Source organism: Lujinxingia vulgaris (assembly GCF_007997015.1).
Classification (GTDB): domain Bacteria; phylum Myxococcota_A; class Bradymonadia; order Bradymonadales; family Bradymonadaceae; genus Lujinxingia; species Lujinxingia vulgaris.
In genome coordinates, this window is the sequence record NZ_VOSM01000082.1 from 1 (window position 1) to 565 (window position 565).

General features: G+C 67.3%; 1 protein-coding gene and 1 pseudogene. Both read left to right on the forward strand.

The window, feature by feature from the left end; all coding sequences use genetic code 11:
* Positions 1–311 (forward strand): annotated as a pseudogene (locus FRC98_RS21950) (Y-family DNA polymerase); the annotation flags it as partial.
* Positions 308–562 carry a hypothetical protein gene (locus FRC98_RS21000; RefSeq protein WP_022728707.1) on the forward strand — a complete coding sequence of 85 codons (255 nt, stop codon included), beginning with the start codon at positions 308–310 and terminating at the stop codon, positions 560–562. The pseudogene FRC98_RS21950 and the gene FRC98_RS21000, both read left to right, overlap by 4 nt.
* Positions 563–565 lie beyond the last annotated feature (3 nt).

A 565-nucleotide genomic window follows, 5' to 3' on the forward strand; every position in this document is an offset into this window, starting at 1 on the left:
AGGCCATCCTCTCCGCCCTGGCCGGACTCTGGAAGCGGGTGGAACAGGCCTATCCACGGGGCGTGATGATCTTTCGTGTGGGCGTGACGCTCTATGACCTGTCGCCGGCTGGCGAACGGCAGCTTGACCTGCTGCTGCGCGACGACCGGGCCCGACAGCGCTGGGAGGACATCAGCCGGGTTATTGATGAACTGAACGCCCGCTATGCCGGCACCGTGGTCAGCCTGGGCCACTGGAACCCGCCCAAGGGCGGCCATGTAGGTGGAAAGATCAGCTATATGCGTGTGCCCTCGGCGGAGGACTTCTGGTGAGCGGCTGGAAGGAGAACATCCGTGTCGGCGACCTGGCCGACGCGCAGAAGCTGGAGGCGCGCTGCCGGCGGTGCGGGCATACGCACTACCTGACACGCGCGGTCATCTGCGTGTCGCCGGAGCGGGACTTCCTGACGATTGCCGAACTGGAGCAGGAGACGCCCTGCAAGGCCCGCGGCTGCCGCGGCCGGGTGCGGCTGTCCCTGGTGCGCCAGGACGACCTGAGTGGCTTTGTCGGCGGGCTTGCGTGAGTC